We start from the raw sequence: 20,030 nt of genomic DNA on the forward strand, positions 1-20,030 counted from the left end.
GACGAATTTGCTCACATCGCCGCCGAGACGCGCGATCTCCTTCACCAGCTTGGAGGCAATCGCCTGATGCCGGGCCTCGGCCATCAGGAACACCGTCTCGACGCTGTTGTCGAGCGCGCGGTTCATGCCGACCATCTGGAATTCATACTCGAAATCCGCCACCGCGCGCAGCCCGCGCACGATGATCTGCGCACCCACGTCATGGGCGCAGTCGATCAGCAGATTCTCGAAGGGATGGGGCACGATCTCGGTGCCGGTCTCTTCCGAAAGCGCCCGGCATTCCAGCTCGATCATTTCAACGCGCTCTTCCAGCGTAAAGAGCGGGCCCTTGTCCCGGTTGATCGCGACACCGATCACCAGACGGTCGACAAGCGCCGCAGCGCGGCGAATAATGTCGATATGGCCCAGCGTGATCGGATCGAACGTGCCTGGATAAAGACCGATGCGCATGGGGGCTCCTCAACTTCCCGACTTTCGGCACGCAACAATATTACTTAAGGGAATGCAACCCCCGAAACGGCCCGCACGCAGCGGAAAGAGGCGGAACACGCTGAAAGACCGGGGTTTTCCGGCATCGGCGCCGCTTGCGCCGGGCCATTGTGCGATCTGCGATGGCCCGGCGCACGGTCCCGGACCGCGCGCCGCCGCCGCCTTTGGCACGGGCCTCAATAGCCCATGATCATGCCCTGAAGCGCCTCTTTCTCCATCGCCAGTTCCGAGATCTGCGCCTTCACCACGTCGCCGATGGTGATGATGCCCACCATGACCCCGTCCTCGACCACGGGCATGTGACGGAAGCGCCCCTCGGTCATCCGGGCAAGCACGACATTGCTGTCCTCGGCGCAGCTACAGACCTGCACCTTGCGGGTCATCAGCTCTTCGACGCGGGAACTCAGGCAGGTTCCGCCCTCCGCCGCGACGCGGCGGACGATGTCCCGCTCCGACAGGATCCCCAGCGGCGTCTGCCCATCTTCCGAGATCACCACGCCGCCGATGCGCCGCTCGGCCAGCACCTTCGCGGCCGCAGCGATGCTGGCCCCCGGCGCCACCGTGACAACCCCGTCATCCGCCTTGTCCTTGAGAATCTGTTGCACCTGCATTCGGCTCTCCTCCAATCGCGCTTCTGCATATGCATCCAGCGTCAACCCCCTGCGACAATCTGTCAAGTCAGACCTTCGAGCCGCGTCAATTCCCGCCGCACGCCTTGCACCAGCGCCTGCGCAAAGGTGTTGAGCCGCCCGAGCCTGCGGTCGTCCGCGTGGCGGATGAGATAGAAGCTGCGGGTCAGCTCCACCTCCTTCGCCAGCACCTTTTTCAGCCCCGGCGCGGCAGGCAGCGCAAAATCGTGCACGATGCCCAGCCCCGCCCCCTGCCGCAGCCAGTGGAACTGCACCGAGACCGAATTCGACGCGAGCCCCACGCGCTCGAGCCCCAGATCCGCGAGATAATCCAGCTCCTTGTCGAAGATCATGTCGGGAATATAGCCGACGATGCGGTGCCGCGTCAGATCGTCCCGCGAGCGGATCGGCGGATGCCGGGCGAGATAGTCTTCGGAGGCGGCGAGGTGCAGCCGGTAATCGGTGAGCTTCTGCACCACCAGACGCCCCGCCGTGGGCGCCGACACGCCGATGGCCAGATCCGCCTCGCGCCGCGACAGGTTCACGATGCGCGGCAGCGCCACGATCTGCACCTCCAGCTCGGGGTTCTCGGCGGTGATCTCGGCCACCACCTGCGGCAGCAGGAAATTCGCGCAGCCGTCCGGCGCGCCGATGCGAATCTGCCCCGAGAGCCCCTCGCCCGCGCCGCGCACCGCCTGAGTGCCCTGCCCCAGCGCCTGCTCGGCCGTCTCGGCATGGCTCAGCAGCCGCGCGCCCGCCTCGGTCAGCGCATAGCCCTGCGGGCTCTTGTCGAAAAGCGGTTGGCCCAGGCTCTCCTCCAGCCGCGCCACGCGCCGCCCCACCGTCGCGGGATCCATGCGCAGCACGCGGCCCGCGCCCGACAGGCTGTCGCCGCGCGCCACGGCCAGGAATATCCGCAGATCGTCCCAGTTCTCCCGCATGGGCGCACCCCTATTTTTGCAAAACCCTTTTGCCCGAATACCTCTGTATCCGGCATTTCTGCAAGACTATGGTTTCGCCAAACCCGGCAACAGGAGGAGCGATCATGAAAGAACTGACGCATTTCATCAACGGCGAGCACGTCAAGGGGACGTCCGGCCGTTTCACCGAGGTCTTCAACCCCGCCACCGGCGAGGCCATCGCCAAGGTGCCGCTGGCCACCGTGGAAGAGCTGAACGACGCGGTCGCAAAGGCCGCAGAGGCGCAGAAAGCCTGGGCCGCCACCAACCCGCAGCGCCGCGCGCGGGTGATGATGAAGTTCGGCGCCCTCATCAACGAGCACATGGACGAGCTGGCCGAGCTGGTCAGCCTTGAACATGGCAAGACCCTGCCCGACGGGCGCGGCGACGTGCAGCGCGGCCTTGAGGTGATCGAGGTTTGCATGGGCGCGCCCAGCCTGCTGAAAGGCGAATACACCGACGATGGCGGGCCGGGCATCGACCTCTATTCCATGCGCCAGCCGCTGGGTGTGGTCGCGGGCATCACGCCCTTCAACTTCCCCGCGATGATCCCGCTGTGGAAGATGGGCCCGGCGCTGGCCTGCGGCAACGCGATGATCCTGAAACCCTCCGAGCGCTGCCCCTCGACCTCGCTGCGGCTGGCCGAGCTGGTGATGGAGGCGGGCCTGCCCGCCGGTGTGCTCCAGGTGGTGAACGGCGACAAGGAAGTGGTCGACGCGATCCTCGACAACGAGACGGTGCAGGGCGTGGGCTTTGTCGGCTCGACCCCGATCGCGCAATATATCTATGGCCGTGCCGCCGCGAACGGCAAACGGGCGCAGTGCTTTGGCGGCGCCAAGAACCACATGATCATCATGCCCGACGCCGACATGGACAAGGCGGCGGATGCGCTGGTGGGCGCAGGCTTCGGCGCGGCGGGCGAACGCTGCATGGCGATCTCGGTCGCGGTGCCGGTGGGCGAGGCAACCGCCGACGCACTGATCGAACGGCTGGTGCCGCGCATCGAGAAGCTGAAGGTCGGCCCCTACACCGCGGGCGAGGACGTGGATTACGGCCCGGTCATCACCGGCGCCGCCAAGGCGCGCATCGACGGTCTGGTCGATAGCGGCGTGGAACAGGGCGCCAAGCTGGTGGTCGACGGGCGCGGCTTCAAGATGCAGGGCTACGAGAACGGCTTCTTCGTCGGCCCCTCGCTCTTCGACAACGTGACGCCCGAGATGGATATCTACAAGGAAGAGATCTTTGGCCCGGTGCTGAGCCAGGTGCGCACCAGCTCCTATGACGAGGCGCTGAATCTGGTGATCGACAACCCCTATGGCAACGGCACGGCGATCTTCACCGCCGATGGCGACACCGCGCGCGACTTCGCGCACCGGGTCAATGTGGGCATGGTCGGCATCAACTTCCCGATCCCGGTGCCGCTGTCGTATCACACCTTCGGCGGCTGGAAGAAATCGGCCTTCGGCGATCTCAACCAGTACGGCCCGGATGCCTTCCGCTTCTACACCAAGACCAAGACCGTCACGGCGCGCTGGTTCTCGGGGATCAAGGACGGCAGCCAGTTCAACTTCAAGGCCATGGACTGACCGAAGGCCCGCCCGAGCGGCGAAACGATGGCCCCGGACCAACCCAGGTCCGGGGCTTTTTGCTGCGGGGACCGACTCGGGGGCTGGTGCCGTCCCGGCATTGCGACAGTGACACCCGTGTCGCAGAGACCTCTCAAGCTCGCCCCCCTGTCACCCGCCCGCTTCGGCCAACACCGGAGGGAAAATAAAAGACGCATATTTACAATACCTTCCATACCATTTCTCCACGCAGGACAGCCCCGCAAGCCACGGCTTTCACCAGGCGAAGCGCCCTTCCGGAAAAGATCCGCGAAACACCCCCGTTCAGGGGGTTGATTTTCAAAAGCCGTTCCCCCCAGTGTGTCCGCCCGCACGCCTGCGACCGGCGCGCGGAAATCGCACCGCCACCCGGCCCAACTCCACTGCCATACAAGACCCAGCATGTCCGTCAGCTTTCAGATCCTCCCCGAATACGGCATCGTCTATGTCCGCTACGAAGGGTTCGTGCGCCTCGAAGACACGTTCCGGGCCTTTGGCGAATATCTCGAGCATCCGCAGGCCCGTGCCGGACAGAAACATCTGGTCGATCTGGCGCGCGTCACCGGCGTGGAAAGCAATTTCGCGAAGATGATGGAGCTGCAAGCCTTCAAGGCCGATGGATTCATCCAGAACGGCGCGGAGACGCTCATCGTCTATTACGCGCCGACCAAACTCTCCTACGAGATCTCGAGCTTCATCCTGCGCTCCTGGGAAGGCATCGACGCCGTGGTGCCTCTGGTGCAGGAAAGCGAGGCGCAGGCGCTGGCGCTGCTGGGGCTCAGCCAGTCGAGCTTTGCCGCGCTGCTCGAGGGCACCGGCTAGCCGCCCGGAGCGCCCTCCCTCCCCCCGAAGATTGACAGACCACGCGGTGGAGCGCATGTTTCCCGGGTGTAAACATGTATCCGCCGCCTACCATTCGGTCAGGCCCCGTGGCGCGAAGGGTCCCAAATGGCTGTGGACGTAGCCATCTTCGAACGGCGCAATCTCGCCTATCTCCGCTTTCACGGCCGGGTTACCCCGACCGACAGCCTGAACGCCCTCGACCGCGTGCTGTCGGATCCGCGCAGTCACCCCGATACGACGCAGCTCGCCGATCTGTCCTCGGTGGACGACATCTGTGCCGATTTCGTGCAGACCCTGACGCTGGTGGTGGCCGAAGCACGGCTCAGCAGCACGGTTCTGCCCGGCACGCGCTACGCCGTCTACGCCCCCGCCGATCTCACCTATGGCGCGGCACGGATGTATCACCAGATCGCGGAAACCGCGCTGCCCTACCAGATCGAGGTGTTCCGCGATCAACGCGGGGCGCTGGCCCATCTCTGCCAGCCCGAGCGCACGATCCCAGCATTCCTCATCGCCGCGGCGTGACGCCGGCCCCCGCAGGCGCGCCTTGCGCCGACGCACGCTCACCGGTGCCGCAGCCCGGGTCTTGCCGGAACCGCCCCGCTCTGCTTTGCTCCTGCCCGGGACAGCGAAGGGGGGCGGCATGGAGACGCCGGAGTTCAGCCTCGGGATCGAAGAGGAATACCTGCTGGTCGATCGCGACAGCCTGGCGCTGGCGGAGGCCCCCAAGGCGCTGATGGCAGCCTGCGCCGCCGAGCTCGAAGGCCAGGTGAGCCCGGAATATCTGCAATGCCAGATCGAGATCGGCACCCGCCCCTGCGCCGACATCTCCGCCGCGCGCGCGGATCTGCTGCGCCTGCGCCGCACGGTCGCGGACCAGGCGGCGCGCTTCAACCTCGCCCCCATCGCCGCCTCCTGCCACCCGCTGGCCGGCTGGAAGACCCAGCACCACACCGACAAGGACCGCTACAACAACCTGCGCCGCGATCTCGGCGGCGTCGTGCGCCGGATGCTGATCTGCGGCATGCATGTGCATGTGGGGCTGGGCGACGACAATCTGCGCGCCGATCTCATGCGGCAGGCGAGCTATTTCCTGCCGCATCTGCTGGCGCTCTCCACCTCCTCACCCTTCTGGCAGGGGCAGGACACCGGGCTTGCGAGCTACCGGATCTCGGTCTTCGACAACCTGCCCCGCACCGGCCTGCCGCCGCATTTCACCAACTGGCAGGACTATCAGCGCTCGGTTCAGGCGCTGGTCGATCTCGGCGTGATCGAGGACGCCTCCAAGATCTGGTGGGATCTGCGGCCCTCGTCGCGGTTTCCGACTCTGGAAACGCGGATCATGGATGTGCAGCCGCGGCTCGAGGACGCGCTGATGCTCGCCGCGCTGAACCAGTGCCTGATGCGCATGCTCTGGCGGCTCAGGCGGCGCAACCAGCGCTGGCGGATCTACGAGAATTTCCTCATCGGCGAAAACCGCTGGCGGGCACAGCGCTATGGCGTGACCGAAGGGCTCATTGATTTCGGCGCCGCCCGCATCGTGCCCTTCGCCGATCTGATCGACGAGCTGATTGCGCTGCTGGCGGAGGATGCCGAGGCGCTCGGCTGTCTGCCCGAGCTGGAGCGCGCCCGCAAGGTCGTGGCCGAGGGCAATTCCGCGACCCGCCAGCGCGCGGTGGCCGAGGCGGCTCCGGGGGACGAGACCGCCCGCATGCGCGCGGTGGTCGCGCATCTGATCGAGGAATTCCACGCGGGGCTCTGACCGCCCGGCCCCTTGCACGCCGGGCGCCGGGCGGGCACAAGGGCCCGGGCCAGAGCCGCCCCGGAGACCCCCATGAAGACCTGCATCGTCACCTCCGATTTCTTCGTCCCGGGCGAGACCTTCATCAACCGCCACATCGAACATATCTTCGGCGGCGACACCTGCGTTCTGGCGGGGCGCTTCAACGGCACCGACCCTCTGGGCAAGCCGCTTTTCGTGCGCCGCGCTCCGCTCGGCCCCGCCGACCGGCTGCGCGCGCCCTTTGCCATGGGCTGGAATGCCGCGGTCGAGGGCACCGGCCGGCTGCCCTTCGGCGACAACCGCCGCCGGCTCGCGGACTGGCTCCGCGCGCAGAAGGTCGAGGTGATCCTCGCGGAATTCGGCACCCAGGCGCTGGTGGTGGCCAAGCTCGCCACCGAGCTGAACCTGCCGGTCTTCACCTATTTCCGCGGCACCGATGCCAGCTTCGCCCTGCGCTCGCGCCAGATCGTGCGCGCCTACAGACGCATGATGCCCCGGCTCGACGGAGTGTTCTCGGTCAGCCAGTTCCTGCTCGACAATCTCGCCCGCCACGGCGTCAGCCATCCCAACGCCCATGTGGTGCCCTCGGGCGTGGACATCCGCCGCTTCACCCCCGGCGAGAAACGCCCCGGCTCCTTCCTCGCCGTGGGCCGCATGGTCGAAAAGAAGGCCCCCGAGGTGACGCTGCGCGCCTTCGCCAAGGCCGCGAAGGGCCGCGAGGCACATCTCACCTTCATCGGCGACGGCCCGCGGCTGGCGCCTTGCAAGGCGCTCGCCGCCGAGCTGGGCGTCGCGTCCCAGATCACCTTCACCGGCGCCCTGCCCCATGACGCGGTGCGCGAATATCTCAGCACGACCGAGGTCTTCCTCCAGCATTCGGTGACCGCGCAGAACGGCAATACCGAGGGCCTGCCCACCGCCATCCAGGAGGCGCTGGCCTGTGGCTGCATCACGCTCTCGACCTGGCATGCCGGCATTCCCGAGGCGGTGGAAGACGGCGTCAACGGGTTGCTGGTGCCGGAATGGGACGAGGCGGGCTTTGCCACGCGCATCACCCAGCTCCTCGACATGACCGACCGCAGTGCCATGACCCGCGCCGCGCGCGAGACGGCGGTGGCGAAATTCGACAATGCGGTGCTGCTGAGCAAGGTCGAGACCGTGATCCGCACCACGCTCGCCGCCCGCGCCTGACCCTCTGCCTTTCATCTTTCCGCAAATACTCGAAACGCGCGTGCCACAGGCACGCGCCCCCGGCGCCGGCGCCTCCGGCCGCGGCGCAATCCCTGCGCGCCCCCTTGCATCGCACCGCGACTCCCGGCACAATCTGAACAGTTGTTCAATTTCCATCGCGACAGGGAGGGTCCCATGGATTTTGCGTTGAGCGAGGAGCAGGTCGCCATCTTCGATATGGCCTATGGTTTCGGCCAGGAGCGGATCGCCCCCTTTGCAGCGGAATGGGAGACGGCGGGGACAATCCCGAAGGAGCTCTGGAAAGAGGCCGGCGCGCTTGGCCTCGGCGGGATCTACGTGAGCGAAGAGAACGGCGGCTCCGGGCTCAGCCGGCTGGATGCGACGCTGATCTTCGAGGCGCTCTCCATGGCCTGCCCCTCGGTCGCCTCCTTCCTCTCGATCCACAACATGTGCGCGCGGATGATCGACGCCTATGGCTCCGAGGCGCTGCGCGCGCGGTTCCTCGACAGCGCCGTCAGCATGGACACCGTGCTCTCCTATTGCCTCACCGAACCCGGCGCGGGCTCGGATGCCGCCGCGCTGCGCACCCGGGCCGAAACCGGCGCTGCGGGCTATACGCTCACCGGCACCAAGGCGTTCATCTCCGGCGGCGGCTATTCCGATGCCTATATCGTCATGGCGCGGACCGGCGGCGAGGGCGCGCATGGCGTCTCGGCCATTCTGGTGGAGGACGGCACTGCGGGGCTCTCCTTCGGCGGGCTCGAACAGAAGATGGGCTGGAGGGCACAGCCCACGCGGCAGGTGCAGATGGATGGCTGCGCGGTGCCGGCGGGCAACCTGCTCGGGGAAGAGGGCAAGGGGTTCAGATACGCCATGGCCGGGCTCGATGGCGGCCGGCTCAATATCTCGGCCTGCTCGCTCGGCGCGGCACAGGCGGCGCTCGACGCGACGCTCGCCTATATGGCCGAGCGACAGGCCTTCGGGCAGCGCCTCGACGCGTTCCAGGCCCTGCAGTTCCGGCTGGCGGATATGGAGATCGAGCTGCAGGCGGCGCGGGTCTTTCTGCGCCAGGCGGCCTGGAAGCTCGACCAGGGCGCGCCGGATGCGACCAAATTCTGTGCCATGGCGAAGAAATTCGTCACCGAGGCGGGCTCCCGGGTCGCCGACCAGTGTCTGCAGCTTCACGGCGGCTATGGCTATCTGGCCGATTACGGCATCGAGAAGATCGTGCGCGATCTGCGCGTGCATCAGATCCTCGAGGGCACCAACGAGATCATGCGGCTGATCGTGGCGCGCGGGCTGGTGGCGGCATGACGGGCGGTCCGGCGCGCGGCAAATCTCTTCGAAGAGATTTGCAAATTCCTTGCAAGGAATTTGCCCCCGGCGGAGCGCTCCGGTCATGAGCGACATCGACATCCGCAGAGAGGGCCGCGCCGGCCGCATCACGCTGACCCGCCCGGAGGCGCTGAACGCGCTCAGCTACGCCATGTGCCTGCGCGCCGAGGCCGCGCTGGACGCCTGGCGCGACGATCCCGAGGTGGCGCTGGTGCTGATCGACGCCACCGGCGACAAGGCGTTCTGCGCCGGCGGCGACATCGCCGAGATCTACCGCAGCGGCATCGCCGGCGATTACGACACCGGCCGGCGCTTCTGGCGCGACGAATACCGCATGAATGCCGGGATCGCCGACTATCCCAAACCCGTTGTCAGCTTCCTGCACGGTTTCGTCATGGGCGGCGGCGTCGGGCTTGGCGGGCATTGCGGACATCGCATCGTGGGCGAAAGCGCCCAGATCGCCATGCCGGAATGCGGCATCGGTTTCGTGCCCGATGTGGGCGGCTCGGCGCTGCTGGCCCGGGCGCCCGGACGGCTGGGAGAGTATCTCGGACTGACGGCCGCCCGCATGGGGCCCGGCGATGCGCTCCACGCGGGGTTTGCCGATCTCTTCGTGCCGCAGGCGGCCTGGCCCGCGCTGAAGGCACGGCTGGCCGAGACCGGCACGCTCTCGGCACTGGAGGAGGCGGCGGAGACCCCGCCGGCAAGCCCGCTCGCCGCCGCGCAGGCGCAGATCGACACGCTCTTCGGAAAGGCCACGCTGGCGGCGATCGTCGCGGGGCTGGAGGGCGCGACCGGGGATCTCGCCGGTCAGGCCCGCAAGGCGCTGGCGCGGAATTCGCCGCTGGCCATGGCGGTGACGCTGGAGATGCTGACCCGGCTGCGCGCCGGGGACGGCGACATCCGCAGCGCATTGCGGCAGGAATACCGGGTCTCGCACCGGGTGGCGGAACAGGGCGATTTCCTCGAGGGCATCCGCGCGCAGATCATCGACAAGGACCGCAGCCCGGTCTGGCGCTACAGGCTCGAGGAGGTGACACCGGAGCGCGTCGCGGCCATGCTGGCGCCGCTGGGAGAAGACGAGCTGGCGCTGTGATGCGCCGTTGTGGGAGGAGGAAACCATGAAGATCGCATTCATCGGACTGGGCAATATGGGCGCGCCCATGGCCGCCAATCTGGCCGCTGCCGGCCATGAGGTCACCGGCTACGACGTGGCCGGGGCCGGCGCCGAGGGGGTGGCCCGGGCCGCCAGCGCGGTGGCGGCCGTCGCCGGTGCGGAGGTGGTGATCACCATGCTGCCCAACGGCGCGATCCTGCGCGCGGTGGCGGAGGAGGTGATCCCCGCCATGGCGCCGGGCGCGGTGCTGCTCGACTGTTCCACGGTCGATGTGGAAAGCGCCCGCGCGGTGGCGGAAGACTGTGAAGCCGCCGGGCGCGGCGCGCTGGACGCGCCGGTCTCGGGCGGCGTCGGCGGCGCGGCGGCGGGCACGCTGACCTTCATGGTGGGCGGTTCCGATGCGAGCTTTGCCATCGCGGAACCGCTTTTCGAGATCATAGGCCAGAAGGCGGTGCATTGCGGCCCCTCGGGCAATGGCCAGGCGGCGAAGATCTGCAACAACATGATCCTCGGCGTCACGATGATCGCGACCTGCGAGGCGTTTGCCCTGGCCGACAAGCTGGGCCTGTCGCGAGAGGCGATGTTCGATGTGGTCTCGACCTCCTCGGGCTATAGCTGGTCGATGAACGCCTATTGCCCGGCGCCGGGCGTGGGGCCGGTTTCGCCCGCCGACAATGGCTACAAACCGGGCTTCGCCGCCGAGCTGATGCTGAAGGATCTGGGGCTGTCGCAGCAGGCCGCCGAGGCCGCCGACGCCGACACGCCCATGGGTCAGCGCGCGCTGGAGCTCTACCGCAGCTATGTCGAGGAGGAAGGCGGCAGGGGCATGGACTTTTCCGCCATGCTGCCCCGGTTCGAGAAACGCCGGCGCGGATAGGCGCGGCGCGGAGAGGCGCCGCCCGGCCACCGGGGCGGCGCCCTGCCCGGTTCCGACGGATTTTCGAGTATTTCCGGAAAGATGAAAGGCAAAGTGCCGCGCCGGACCCTCTGCGGTTTGTGGCCTTTCCCCCGCGCGCGATCCGGGGCAATGTCGCGGCCAAGGAGGTGCCTTCCGCATGACCTGGACCGAGACCGTCCCCGAAACCGCCGCCCTGTCGCCCCACAGCCGTCAGGCGCTCGACCGGCTTCACCCGTTCGACGCGCCGCGCGGCACCGTGCTGTTCCGCCCCGGCGATGCGGTGCAGGGCTTTGTCGTGGTGATCGCGGGGCGGGTCGAGGTGTTTCTGACCGGCCCCACCGGGCGCGACATCCTGCTTTACGGCGTGGAGCCCGGGCAGAGCTGCATTCAGTCGACCCTGGGGCTTCTGGGCGGCGAGGAATATTCCGGCGAGGCGGTGACCCGCAACGACTGCCGTCTGGTCATGATCCCCCGGCCGCTGTTCCTGCGGCTGATGGAGGAGGATGGCGCCTTTCGCGGATTTGTCTTCCAGGCCTTCGCGCAGAGGATGCAAAGCATGATGCATCTGCTTGAAAAGGTAGCCTTTCAGAGGGTCGAATGCCGGCTGGCCAGAACCCTGATCGACGAGTCCGAAGCGGGTGTTCTGCGCGCCACCCATGCCGAGATCGCCACCCGGATCGGCTCGGCCCGCGAGGTGGTCTCGCGGCGGCTCGACGCGCTGGCGCGGCGCGGGATCGTGGCGCTCGACCGCGGCGCGGTGCGGCTGCTCGACGCCGACACGCTGCGCGGCATTGCCGAGGCCGAGAGCTGAAGGCAGTCGATTCCGCCGCGCGGCCCTGCTAGGAAGGCCGGAAAAGGAACATTCCGAATGGTCACGCTCGACATCTTCTCCGACCCGATCTGCCCCTGGTGCTATATCGGCAAGACGCTGCTGGACCGCGCGCTCGAGGCGGCGCCGGGCCATCCCTTCACCCTGCGCTGGCGGCCCTTCATGCTGAACCCGCAGATGCCCGCCGGCGGCATGGACCGGCGGCTCTATCTGGAGGAGAAGTTCGGCGGCCAGGACCGTGCGGTCGCGGCCTATCTGCCGGTGGCGGAACATGCGAAGGCGGCCGGGCTGACGCTCAATCTCGACGCCATCGCCCGCACCCCGGCGACGCTCGACGCGCAGCGGCTGATCCATTGGGCCGGGATCGAGGGGGTGCAGACGGCGGTCGTCTCGGCGCTGTTCCGCGCCTATTTCACCGAGGGGCGCGACATCGGCGATGCGGAGGTTCTGGGCGACATCGCCGATGCCTGCGGGCTCGACGCCAGCCTGATCCTGCGGCTTCTGGCCTCGGATGCCGACCGGCGCGAGATCGTCGAGATGGACGCCGCCGCCCGTGGCATGGGCGTGACCTCGGTGCCCACCTTCGTGGTCGCGGGCCAGCACGCGGTGCCGGGCGCGCAGCCGACCGAACTCTGGCAGCGGGTCATCGCCGAGCTGGGCGGAGACGGCGCGCGGGAGGCGCGGGCATGAGCCCCGCCCCCCGGCAAAGATGAAACGGCTGCGCATCCTGACCCTGGTGGCGACGGTGCTGGGCATCATCGCGCTCGGCACGGTCTATTTCCGCCTGGTCGAAGGCTGGAGCTGGCTGGATTCCTATTTCTTCACCGTGGTGACGCTCTCGACCGTCGGCTATGGCAATCACATTCCGATCACCGTGGCCGGCAAGATCGGCACCACCGTATTCATCCTGCTCGGCCTCGGGATCTTTGCGGTGGCGGTACAGCAATTCGGCCTCTTCGCCATGCGCAAACGCGAAGAACATACCGAATGGCTGATCGCCAAGCTCGATCTCGACAAAGAGGCCGCAAACGAGGATGCCCCCGCCTCGCAGCAACCGGAGCCGCCGGCGAACCGCGACTGACTGGCGGCGAGACATGCAATTAACGCATAGCGGATATACCCACTATGCGAGACACAAGACGGTTGTGCACCCGAAGCAGTTTCCGATAGCCCGGTTGGTAGCGATAACCCGACACAATCCCCTGCGACAGTCCTGCCTGCGGGGCCGTTTATTGAGGCTTTGAGTTTTATGCGGTCATCCCCTGGAAGATTGGAATTCATCGCGCTGCTTGCGATGCTCTTTGCGACGATTGCCTTTTCCATCGACGCCATGCTCCCCGCCCTGCCCGAAATCGCGGCAGAGCTGACACCCGACGATCTCAACCGCGCGCAGCTTGTGGTGACCAGCTTCGTGCTGGGCATGGGGCTCGGCACGCTGTTCACCGGCCCGCTGTCCGATACGTTCGGGCGCAAGCCGGTGATCCTGGCCGGCGCGGTGCTTTATATCGCCATGTCGCTGGTTGCCGCGCAGGAGGATACGCTCGAGATGCTGCTGGTCGCCCGGCTGCTTCAGGGCCTCGGCGCAGCCGGCCCGCGTGTGGTGGCGCTGGCCATCATCCGCGATCTCTATGCCGGCCGGGATATGGCCCGCATCATGTCCTTCATCATGATGATCTTCACGCTGTTTCCGGCGCTCGCCCCGTCGATCGGCGCGGTGATCATCGAGCTGTCGAGTTGGCGCGGGATCTTCATCGCCTTCGTGCTGTTTGCCACGGTGGCCTCGCTCTGGCTGATGCTGCGGCTGCCCGAGACCCTGCCCCGCGCGCAACGCCGCCCCTTCCGCCTGACGACGCTCTGGGCGGCGATGCGCGAGCTGCTGAGCCACCCGGTGGTGCGGATCTCGATCGGCGTGCAGGCGCTGGTCTTTGCGATGCTGTTCTCGATGATCTCGACGGTGCAGCCGATCTACGATATCAGCTTCGGCCGCGCCGAGAGCTTCCCGGTCTGGTTCGGCGCGATTGCCGTTCTCGCCGCCTCGGGCAGCGTGCTGAATGCCTCGCTGGTCATGCGGCTGGGGATGCGCTTTCTGGTGACCGCCATGCTGGCGGTGCAGGCGGTGATGGCCGGCATCACGCTGCTGGCCTTTGCCGGCGGCGTCTCGGGCACCCCGGCCTTTGCGGTGTTCCTGGTCTGGCAGCTTGCGGTGTTCTTCCAGATGGGGCTGATCGTCGGCAATGTGAACGCCATCGCCATGGAGCCGGTGGGCCATATCGCCGGGCTCGCCGCTTCGGTCATCGGTGCCATCGCCACGGTGATGGCGGTGATCATCGCGATCCCCACCGGGCTGATGTTCGACGGCACGCCGCTGCCGCTGGCGGCGGGAATCTTTGTCGAGGCGGTGCTGGCGCTGCTGCTGATGCGCTATCTGGCCCGTATCGAGGCGGCGCTGCCGGTCTGAGGCCGCGGCGGGGCATCCGCCGGCTCCGGAGCCGTCTCGGGCCGCGGACGGAAGCGGAAGGCGCGCATCTCGTTCAGAAGCGCCTGCGCGTGATCGCGCAGGCGCAGGCCCATCGCCGCCATCTCCTCGCTCAGCCCGGCACTGTCCTGGGTTTCGGCGTCGAGCCGCGCCACGGTGTCTGAAAGCTGCCGCATGCCGCCCGACTGGCTGCGGCTGTCGTCGCGAATGGCGGCGATCATCGCGCTGACCGTGCTCACCTCCTCGACGATGGAGGACAGCCGTCCGCCCGCCTCGTCCACAAGCTGCGCCCCGCTGGTCACCTGCGCCTCGCTGTCGAGGATCAGCGTCCGGACCCCGGCGGCGGCTTCGGCGGTGCGCTGCGCAAGCTGCCGCACCTCGGCGGCGACCACCGCAAAGCCCTTGCCGCTCGCGCCCGCGCGCGCGGCCTCGACCCCGGCATTGAGCGCCAGAAGATTGGTCTGAAAGGAAATATCGTCGATCAGGTCGATGATCTTGCCAACCTCCGCCGAACTGCGCCGCAGACGCGCCATCGCCGCGATCGCCTCATCCGTCACCCGCCCGCCGGCCTCGGCGGCATCGCGCGCGGCGCGCGCACGATCCGAGGCAGTGCCGGCCTGGTCGGCGGTTTCGTTCAGGCCGCGCGTCAGCTCGGACAGGGTCTGCGCCGCGCTGCTGAGCGCCAGCGCCTGACGTTCGCCCCGCGCCGAAAGATCGCCGGTGACGCTGCCCAGCCCCTCCGCCTCGGCCTCGAAACTGCGGGCCATGTCATGGGCGCCGCGCAGCGCCTCGTCGAGCTGCGCGACCGCGCGGTTGAAATCCAGCCGCAGCGCATCGAAGGCGGCGGGCATCGGCGCCTCGATCCCGCAGGCGAGATCGCGGCCGGCCAGCGTCTGCAAATGCCGGTTGAAGAGCGCCACCACCTGCCGCGTTTCCTGCGCGCTGGCCTCGGCCCGCGCCTGCGCATCCGCCGCGCGGCGGCTTTCCTCCGCAAGCAGCGCACGGCTTTCGTCGATCCGCGCGCGGGCGGCGCTGCGTTGCAGGATGGCCATGGTCAGGATCGCCACCTCCATCGCGACCACACCGCCGTGAAACGCCGCCCGCATGACATTCTCGAAAAGATCGGTAGAGGGAAACAGCAGCGCCGGCGCCAGCAGGATCAGCACGGCATGATAGAGCCCCAGCGCCGCCGCCGCGCCGAACAGTACCGAAATCCGCCCGAGGATCGAGACCCCCGCGAGCATCACGAAATAGATCATATGCGTGTCGAGCTGCCAGGGATGCGCCCGGTAGATCCCGGTGAGCAGCAGCGCCTGCGTCAGCACGATCATCGCGATGACCCAGTCGCGCGCCAGAGGCGGCAGCCGCAACGCCGCCCCCGCCAGCGCGATCAGCGCCAGAGAGCCGAGCGTGGCCAGCATCCCGGTGTCGCCGAGATAGAGATCGGTCACCAGATCGACCGGCAGCAGCATCACCGCCAGGCAGATCAGCAGCGCCGGTTCGCTCATCCCCCGCACCCGGTCGAGCAGCGCCGCGATCATGGCCCGCCCCGGGCCGCAACCCGCCCCCGACCGGGCGAAAAAGACAGGAAATATGCACAGAGAACGCCCGACATGGCACAGAATTAGTCACCTGCACCTTTCAATCCGGTTACCCGCCGCATGTTTTCAGAGCAAAATCGGGAAAATTCGGTATACAAATGCATACACACCTTTTCGACTCCCGCAATCTGCGCTAAGGCGTCGGATATCCGATGCTATCAGCCACGAAAGGTGTGCCGCATGTCGAAGATCAAGGTCGAGAACCCCATCGTCGAAATGGACGGGGACGAAATGACCCGGATCATCTGGGACTTCATCAAGAAAAAGCTGATCCTGCCCTATCTGGACATCGACCTGCTTTATTACGATCTCGGCATCGAGAGCCGCGATGCCACCGACGACCAGATCACCATCGACGCCGCCGAGAAGACCAAGGAGGTGGGCGTCGCGGTGAAATGCGCCACCATCACCCCCGACGAGGGCCGGGTCGAGGAATTCGGCCTCAAGAAGATGTGGAAATCGCCCAACGGCACGATCCGCAACATCCTGGGCGGCGTGGTGTTCCGCCAGCCGATCATCTGCCGGAACGTACCGCGACTGGTGCCCGGCTGGACCAAGCCCATCGTGATCGGCCGCCATGCCTTTGGCGACCAGTACAAGGCCACCGACATGAAATTCCCCGGCCCGGGCACGCTGACGATGAAATTCGTCGGCGACGACGGCACGGTGATCGAGGAAGAGGTCTACAAGGCCCCCTCCTCGGGCGTCTATATGGGCATGTACAACCTCGACCAGTCGATCGCCGATTTTGCCCGCGCCTCGATGAACTACGCGCTGGATCTGGGCTGGCCGCTGTATCTGTCGACCAAGAACACCATTCTGAAACAGTATGACGGCCAGTTCATGATCCTGTTCCAGAAGATCTTCGACGAGGAATTCGCCGACAAGTTCAAGGCCAAGGGCATCTGGTACGAACACCGGCTGATCGACGACATGGTGGCCTGCTGCATGAAGTGGAACGGCGGCTTCGTCTGGGCCTGCAAGAACTACGATGGCGATGTGCAGTCCGACACCGTGGCGCAGGGCTTCGGCTCGCTGGGGCTGATGACCTCGCAGCTCATGACACCGGATGGCAAGATCGTCGAGGCCGAGGCCGCGCATGGCACGGTGACGCGGCATTACCGCCAGCATCAGGAGGGCAAGCAGACCTCGACCAACTCCATCGCCTCGATCTACGCCTGGACCGGCGGGCTCAAGCACCGCGCCAAGCTCGACGGCAACGAGGCGCTGATGCGCTTCGCCTCGACGCTGGAAAAGGTCATCGTCGAGACGGTGGAGGCCGGCTGGATGACCAAGGACCTGGCGCTGCTGGTGGGACCGGACCAGAAATGGCTGACCACCATGGGCTTTCTCGAAAAGATCGACGAGAATCTCAACAAGGCGCTGGCGGGCTGAACGGGGCGGCAAATTCCTTCGCAGGAATTTGCAAAAGTCTTCGAAGACTTTTGCGCGCGGGGCGGAGATCCGGCGCGCCCGGGGCAGATCCTGCCCCGGGCGCGCACAGTCTCTGATCGTCCGCCCCGGCAGCCCCACCCGCGACGCGGGGTTATCGCGTCAGGGATCTTGACCGGTCTTGCGACCCGCGTCATGGCTCCGGATATGCTGCTTCTCGAAAATCCCCCGCCGGACCGGCACACGCTCTGGGAGGATATCCAGGCCATCGTCACCGGCACCACGCTGGTGGCGCTGTCGATCCAGTTCCTGCGCGCCTCCGAGCTTTTCACCGGGCAGATCGCCGGGCTGTCGCTGGTACTCTCCTACCCGACCGGCCTGCCCTTCGGCGCGATCTTCTTCCTGCTCAACCTGCCCTTCTACGTGCTGGCCGTCCGCCAGCTCGGCTGGCGCTTCACCATCAAGAGCTTTCTGTCGGTGGCGCTGATGTCGACCATCGCCGAGACGCTGCCGCTGGTGCTGACGATCAACCATCTGCATCCGGCGCTCGGCGCGGCGCTGTCGGGCATGCTGGCGGGGGTGGGGCTGCTGCTGCTCTTCCGCCACGGCGCGACGCTGGGCGGGGTGGGCATCGTCGCGCTCTGGGCGCAGGACGCGCGCGGCATCAAGGCCGGTCACGTGCAACTGGGCTTCGACCTCTGCGTCTTCACCCTCGCGCTGTTTCTCTTCGACTGGGAGCAAGTGCTCTGGTCGCTCTTCGGGGCGCTGGTGCTGAACCTGCTGATCACCGTGAACCACCGGCGCGACCGCTATATCGCGCGCTCCTGACCCCTGACGGGCGTGCCGCCCCCGCGGGGAGACGGGGGCGGACGCGCTGTCAGCCCGCTTCCGGCAGGCTGCCGAGCTCACGCGCCGCCGCGACTTCCTCTTCGTTCAGAAGCCCGTCGCCATCGGCGTCCATGGAGATGAACCCGTCGGTCGACACCTCGGGCCAGATCGCCTGGACCTCGTCCACCGAGAGCATCCCGTCGCCATTCGTGTCCGCCTCCTCGGCGGCCAGGGCGGGCAATGCGGTGGCGGCCAGGGCGATCAGGGTCAGCATCTGTTTCGTCATAGGTATCGTCTCCCTTTCGTGGGTCGTGAGTGGTGACGAAAGCGCCTTTCCGGCGGCTTTCACGGGGTATGAGGCGCAAAACCCGCTCCGCGTCCCGCCCCGGTCGCTGCCGCAGCGCAGCGCGCGGCGCCCCGCCGAAATCCCGCCAAGGCCTGCGCGGGGGGCCGCCCAAACAAGACCGGGGAAAGCCGCTCGGCGGAAATCCCCCGTCTGGCCGGGGATTTTCCCGGCCCCATACTCCCGGACATGGATATGAGCTCTGACCATCTCACCCGCCTGCGTGCCCGCGCGCGCCGCCTGACCCGTTCCCGAAGCGAGGCCGACGACCTCGTTCAGGAGGCGCTTCTGGGCTATCTCGAACAATGCGGGAAAGGGGCCGAGATCGCGGCCCCCCTGCCCTATATGATGACCGCCCTGCGCCACGCCGCCGCCGCGCGCCGCCGCCAGTCCCTGCGCCTGGCGCCGCTCGACAGCGCCGAGGAACCCAGCACCGCAGATGCCGAACTGCCCTGTTTCACGGCCGAGGTGCTGCGGGCCATCGACGACCTGCCCGAGAGCGACCGGCGGCTGCTGCGCCGGGTGATCGCGGGCGAGACGCAGCCTGCGGTCCTGGCGCGCGAGATGGGGCTGCCTCCCGGCACGGTGATGTCGCGTCTCGCCCGCGCCCGGCGCCGCCTGCGCACCGCTCTGGGAGAGGCGTAGGGTGGGCAATCTGCCCACCGCCCCCGCGCCTCAAAACGCAAGAAGCGCGCCGCAATCGCGGCGCGCCTCCGGACATCCACAGTCCGCGTCGCGAAGGACGCGCCGCCTCAGAGCGAGGCCTGATAGATCTTGTCGATATTGCTGCCGAGCAGCGCGTTGAACGCGTCGTCCGACTGCTTCTTCGACAGGCCCTCGGCCAGTGCGCGGCTGAAGGACGCGATCATCTTCGGCTGCTTGGCGAGCTTCTCGCAGGCCACATCGGTCGAATAGCCGCCCGAGAGCGCCACCACGCGCACCACACGCGGATGGTCGGCCAGCGCGTCGTAAAGCCCGTCAACCGTCGGAATGGTGAGCTTCAGCATCACATCGTCGCCCTCGGGCAGCGCGTCAAGCTCGGCCGCGATGGCGGCTTTCAACATCTCCTCGGCCTCGGCCTTGGTGGACGAGTTGATATCGACCTCGGGCTCGATGATCGGCACCAGACCGGCGGCGACCACGGTCTTGCCCACTTCGAACTGCTGCGCGACCACCGCCTTGATGCCGGCCTCGTTGGCCTCGTGGATCACCGAACGTTCCTTGGTGCCGAAGATGCCAAAGGTCGCCTTGGCCTCGGCCAGCAGTTCCTCGAGCCCCGGCATCGGCTTCATCAGCTGCACGCCGTCTGCCTTGTCGGCCAGCCCCTTGTCGATCTTCAGGAAGGGCACAACGCCGCGCTTTTCCCAAAGGTACTGCGCGGTCGGGATGCCCTCGATCTCAGCGCGCATGGTGCGCTCGAAAAGGATCGCGCCCAGCACCTTGGCGTCGGTGAACTCCGGCGCGGTGATGATGCGGGTGCGCATCTTGTGGATCTCGCCATACATCTCGGCTTCGCCGTTGTACTCGTCCTCTTCCACGCCGTAGAGCTTCAGCGCCTTCGGGGTCGATCCGCCCGACTGGTCAAGCGCCGCGATAAAGCCCTGGCCCGTCGCCATCTTCTGTTTCTGTTCTTCGAAAACGCTCATGAGGAACCCTCTCTCCCATGCTGAAAATGCCTGTCGCGACAGGCATAAACCAAGGCCAAAGGGTTGG

The 20,030-nt window shown here is 67.1% G+C and carries 21 protein-coding genes; 15 read left to right on the top strand and 6 right to left on the bottom strand.

The window, feature by feature from the left end; genetic code table 11:
* The 3 genes from coaD to M4578_RS17760 form a co-directional block, all read right to left on the bottom strand.
* Positions 1–450: pantetheine-phosphate adenylyltransferase (gene coaD, locus M4578_RS17750; protein WP_258094634.1), on the bottom strand; the 450-nt coding region annotated here is incomplete at its 3' end.
* Positions 451–665: 215 nt separating this feature from the next.
* Entirely contained in the window at positions 666–1,100 is a 435-nt protein-coding gene (locus tag M4578_RS17755) for a CBS domain-containing protein (protein WP_258094635.1), read from the bottom strand.
* Positions 1,101–1,162: 62 nt separating this feature from the next.
* Positions 1,163–2,059, bottom strand: coding sequence for a LysR family transcriptional regulator (locus M4578_RS17760; RefSeq protein ID WP_258094636.1), 897 nt, complete (start codon positions 2,057–2,059; stop codon positions 1,163–1,165).
* A gap of 104 nt (positions 2,060–2,163) precedes the next feature.
* On the opposite strand from M4578_RS17760, the gene M4578_RS17765 reads away from it, so the two are divergent.
* The 12 genes from M4578_RS17765 (at position 2,164) to M4578_RS17820 (ending at position 14,135) form a co-directional block, all read left to right on the top strand.
* Positions 2,164–3,663: a CoA-acylating methylmalonate-semialdehyde dehydrogenase gene (locus tag M4578_RS17765; RefSeq protein WP_258094637.1), complete on the top strand. Its 1,500-nt coding sequence runs from the start codon at positions 2,164–2,166 to the stop codon at positions 3,661–3,663.
* 420 nt (positions 3,664–4,083) lie between these two features.
* Positions 4,084–4,503 carry a hypothetical protein gene (locus M4578_RS17770; protein ID WP_258094638.1) on the top strand — a complete coding sequence of 140 codons (420 nt, stop codon included), beginning with the start codon at positions 4,084–4,086 and terminating at the stop codon, positions 4,501–4,503.
* A gap of 126 nt (positions 4,504–4,629) precedes the next feature.
* Complete coding sequence (locus tag M4578_RS17775; protein ID WP_258094639.1) at positions 4,630–5,049, top strand: hypothetical protein; 420 nt, start codon at positions 4,630–4,632, stop codon at positions 5,047–5,049.
* Positions 5,050–5,167: 118 nt separating this feature from the next.
* Positions 5,168–6,286, top strand: coding sequence for a carboxylate-amine ligase (locus M4578_RS17780; RefSeq protein WP_258094640.1), 1,119 nt, complete (start codon positions 5,168–5,170; stop codon positions 6,284–6,286).
* A 72-nt stretch (positions 6,287–6,358) separates the two neighbouring features.
* The gene (locus M4578_RS17785; protein ID WP_258094641.1) at positions 6,359–7,498 is read left to right on the top strand and encodes a glycosyltransferase; all 1,140 of its coding nucleotides are present in this window, start codon (positions 6,359–6,361) and stop codon (positions 7,496–7,498) included.
* Between the two features lie 174 nt (positions 7,499–7,672).
* Positions 7,673–8,812, top strand: a complete 1,140-nt coding sequence (locus tag M4578_RS17790) for an acyl-CoA dehydrogenase family protein (protein WP_258094642.1) — start codon at positions 7,673–7,675, stop codon at positions 8,810–8,812.
* Between the two features lie 85 nt (positions 8,813–8,897).
* Entirely contained in the window at positions 8,898–9,929 is a 1,032-nt protein-coding gene (locus tag M4578_RS17795; protein ID WP_258094643.1) for an enoyl-CoA hydratase/isomerase family protein, read from the top strand.
* A 25-nt stretch (positions 9,930–9,954) separates the two neighbouring features.
* Positions 9,955–10,827 (top strand): 3-hydroxyisobutyrate dehydrogenase, encoded by an 873-nt coding sequence (mmsB, locus tag M4578_RS17800; RefSeq protein WP_258094644.1) that lies wholly within the window; start codon positions 9,955–9,957, stop codon positions 10,825–10,827.
* Between the two features lie 178 nt (positions 10,828–11,005).
* Positions 11,006–11,659, top strand: coding sequence for a Crp/Fnr family transcriptional regulator (locus M4578_RS17805; RefSeq protein WP_258094645.1), 654 nt, complete (start codon positions 11,006–11,008; stop codon positions 11,657–11,659).
* Positions 11,660–11,716: 57 nt separating this feature from the next.
* Complete coding sequence (locus tag M4578_RS17810; RefSeq protein WP_258094646.1) at positions 11,717–12,367, top strand: DsbA family oxidoreductase; 651 nt, start codon at positions 11,717–11,719, stop codon at positions 12,365–12,367.
* Between the two features lie 19 nt (positions 12,368–12,386).
* Positions 12,387–12,758, top strand: coding sequence for a potassium channel family protein (locus tag M4578_RS17815; RefSeq protein WP_258094647.1), 372 nt, complete (start codon positions 12,387–12,389; stop codon positions 12,756–12,758).
* A 168-nt stretch (positions 12,759–12,926) separates the two neighbouring features.
* A complete protein-coding gene (locus M4578_RS17820; RefSeq protein WP_258094648.1) occupies positions 12,927–14,135 on the top strand; it encodes a multidrug effflux MFS transporter in 1,209 nt (402 codons plus the stop codon).
* Here M4578_RS17820 and M4578_RS17825 read toward each other — a convergent pair.
* Entirely contained in the window at positions 14,099–15,694 is a 1,596-nt protein-coding gene (locus M4578_RS17825; protein WP_258094649.1) for a methyl-accepting chemotaxis protein, read from the bottom strand. The genes M4578_RS17820 and M4578_RS17825 overlap by 37 nt on opposite strands.
* A 240-nt stretch (positions 15,695–15,934) precedes the next feature.
* Between M4578_RS17825 and M4578_RS17830 the strand changes: the two genes are divergently transcribed.
* On the top strand, positions 15,935–17,149 hold the full coding sequence (locus M4578_RS17830) for an NADP-dependent isocitrate dehydrogenase (protein WP_258094650.1): 1,215 nt from the start codon (positions 15,935–15,937) through the stop codon (positions 17,147–17,149).
* Between the two features lie 204 nt (positions 17,150–17,353).
* The gene (locus M4578_RS17835) at positions 17,354–17,974 is read left to right on the top strand and encodes a YitT family protein (RefSeq protein ID WP_258094651.1); all 621 of its coding nucleotides are present in this window, start codon (positions 17,354–17,356) and stop codon (positions 17,972–17,974) included.
* A 49-nt stretch (positions 17,975–18,023) separates the two neighbouring features.
* Here the strand turns inward: M4578_RS17835 and M4578_RS17840 are convergent, their stop codons facing one another.
* Entirely contained in the window at positions 18,024–18,260 is a 237-nt protein-coding gene (locus M4578_RS17840; protein WP_258094652.1) for an EF-hand domain-containing protein, read from the bottom strand.
* A gap of 252 nt (positions 18,261–18,512) precedes the next feature.
* Between M4578_RS17840 and M4578_RS17845 the strand changes: the two genes are divergently transcribed.
* Entirely contained in the window at positions 18,513–18,962 is a 450-nt protein-coding gene (locus M4578_RS17845; RefSeq protein WP_258094653.1) for an RNA polymerase sigma factor, read from the top strand.
* 107 nt (positions 18,963–19,069) lie between these two features.
* Here M4578_RS17845 and M4578_RS17850 read toward each other — a convergent pair whose 3' ends face one another.
* The gene (locus tag M4578_RS17850) at positions 19,070–19,963 is read right to left on the bottom strand and encodes a fructose bisphosphate aldolase (protein WP_258094654.1); all 894 of its coding nucleotides are present in this window, start codon (positions 19,961–19,963) and stop codon (positions 19,070–19,072) included.
* Positions 19,964–20,030: the final 67 nt, after the last annotated feature.

The organism is Salipiger pentaromativorans, assembly GCF_024721115.1.
Lineage (GTDB): Bacteria > Pseudomonadota > Alphaproteobacteria > Rhodobacterales > Rhodobacteraceae > Salipiger > Salipiger pentaromativorans.